We start from the raw sequence: 2,542 nt of genomic DNA, 5'->3' as shown, positions 1-2,542 counted from the left end.
ACCTACGTGTATCCCGACGGTGCCGCGGCGGGCAACGGCGCCGACATCTTCCGCGTCGCGATCGGGCTCACCGAGACGCACACCTGGTGGCGGATCGACTGGAACACGCTGCTGGCGGCTTCGGTGCCCATTGCGCTGTTCACGTTCGACACGGGCGCGGACCGCGTCGGTTCGGAGCAATGGCCGGCCGGCGCGGGTGTGCGCTCGGCCGGCATCGACATGGCGTTGCTGGTTTCCGGAAGTGGCGCCGCACTGATCGATCTCAGCACGCAGGCCACGACGGCCGTCGAGCACAGTGTCGACATGCGGTCGCGTTCGTTTTTGGCACAGGTGTCGCGATCCGTGCTAGAGCCCACCGGCACCTGGACGGTTCGGCTGGCGTCGGGGCTGGCCAACGCCACGGGCGATGCTTTCGCGGATGTGCCCGCCGAGCGCGGGGCATTGCCGGGGCAGCCCAGCGTCTACAACGTCGCGTTTCGCACCAACGCCCAAGAGCCGACACATCTGAACTTCTGGTCCGATTCCGCCCAGGCCGCGGCCCTGTCCCACGGCGACGTCTCCGAGTTCGCCGTCAAGGTCGAGTGGGACCGGCTTGCCGACGGCGAAACCGAACCGGAACCGGTGATCACCGGCCCGTCGACGCGGTGGTATGTGTCCTCGGTCGAACTGGGTCAGGGGATCGCCGTCGACAACATCTTGAGCACCAAGCCGCAATTCCTCGGCCGGGTGCAGCCGTATGCGGTGTGCTTGCCGTCGAGTTTCAAGCCGGGTCAGACGCTGCCGTTGACCCTGCTGCTGCATTCGCTCGCGTTGGGGCAGAATCAGTTTGCCGCGATCGACCCGCGCCTGCTGCACGAGGTGTGCGAGGGCCGCGACTCTGTGGTTGTCACGCCGCTGACCCGAGGTCCGTCGACGTGGTACTTCGACACCGGGGAACTCGACGTCTGGGAGGTGTGGGCGCGGGTCGCCGAACAGTTGGGCACCGATCCCAATCGCACTGTCGTGTCAGGTTATTCGATGGGCGGCTATGCGGCCTATAAGCTGGGATTGACTTACCCGCAAGTGTTTTCGCAGGCGGTCGTGTTGGCGGGCCCGCCCGCGTGCGGTGTGCGGCTGCTTCCCGACGTGGATATTCCGGCCGACCTCGATCTGAATTCGGCCTGCGCCCGCGAAGGCGATACGTGGAAGCTACTCGTGAACGCGCGCTGGCTCCCGTACGTCATCGCCCACGGGCTGGTCGACGAGCTGGTGCCCTTCGCCTCGGCCGCCGAGCAGGTGCTCGAACTCGACCGGCTGGGCTACCGGCACCGGTTCACCGTCTATCCGCTCGAGGATCACATCGCCTGGGTATTCCAGGACAAGTTCGAGGATCCGATAAAGCATATGGAAACCGCACTGCGACAAGCGGATCCGGGACACATCACGTTCGCGTGGTATCCGCAATTGGTCCGGTCCGATCTTGGCATCGGGCCCCATCAGGTGTGGTGGCTGTCGGAGCTGGCGGCGGACCCGCCGGTGACGGCGCGGCGCGGGGCCATCGCGGAAGTCGACGCCCGCTCCTATGCGCGGCCGGACCCGACGCACACCGTTCGGCACCATCGCGGCGTCATCCTGGACTTCGAACCGACGCCCGGGGTGTACAGCGAGCTGGACTGGCGGGTTGGAGCGTCGGTAGATCCGTTGCCGTATCTGACGTTGCGGCTCAACGGCGTGGCGAGCCTGGCGGTGGATCTCAAGCGTGCCGGGCTGGCCGCGTTGCCGTCGTCGACGGTCACGGTTGCCACCGATACCGCGGTGCAGATCACGCTCGGCGGCCTGCCCGAAGGGGTCGATGTGCAGCTGGATGGTCAGCCTTCCGGCCTGACCGTGGCGGTGCCACCGGGGCGCCACCGGATCGTGTTGGCGGCTGTTGACAGATGAGTTGTGGCGCTGACTGATCGTCGTTAGCTTGGCGGGGCGACCTTTGGGTGAATGGCGGCGGCGAGCGGTCTAAGCGAGAATTCCGCGCGTGGCTCCACTGGTGGTTGATCCTGCGGCGTTGTTCGCGGCGGGTGGTGCCGTGGTTGCCGTCGGTGACGGCCTTGCCGCCGATATGACCGTGTTGACGGCGGGTTTTGCGGCGCACACCGGGCTGGATATTGCGGGCATGGTGTTCGGGCTGGCGTATCAGGATGCGGCCGAGTCGCTACTGAAGGCTGCGGCCGCCGCCATCAACGCCTGCCGGCACACCGGCGCCGTCATTGCCCAAGGCGCGTCGAACTATTCGAAGGCGGAAGCCGCTTCGAAGCTTGGCGGTGGTGCCGGGGTGTTGCAGGCCCCTGCGCTGCCGGTCAAGATCACGGCTCCCGGGCCGCCAGGGACGTTGGGTCCCGGGCAGCCGCCACCAGCGTTGTGGGCGTTCATACAGTCATTCGTCGACGACGTCTGGCCCGACGGCGACGTGGCGGGATTGCATGCGGCGGCGGGACGTTGGCGAAGCTTTGGCGCGGCGATGAGCGGAATGCGGGGCGCGCTCAACGCGTCGAAGTCACTTCTGGATACG

The 2,542-nt window shown here is 66.9% G+C and carries 1 protein-coding gene and 1 pseudogene; both read left to right on the top strand.

Features of this window, described 5'->3' with window-relative positions:
- A partial coding sequence (locus JOZ00_RS20770; protein WP_293347323.1) for an alpha/beta hydrolase-fold protein occupies nucleotides 1–1,920 on the top strand: 1,920 nt, incomplete at its 5' end.
- 88 nt (nucleotides 1,921–2,008) lie between these two features.
- Nucleotides 2,009–2,542: pseudogene (locus tag JOZ00_RS20765) on the top strand (hypothetical protein); the annotation flags it as partial.

It is taken from the genome of Mycobacterium sp. (assembly GCF_019243155.1).
Classification (GTDB): domain Bacteria; phylum Actinomycetota; class Actinomycetes; order Mycobacteriales; family Mycobacteriaceae; genus Mycobacterium.
This window is presented reverse-complemented; position numbering and strand designations above follow the sequence as displayed.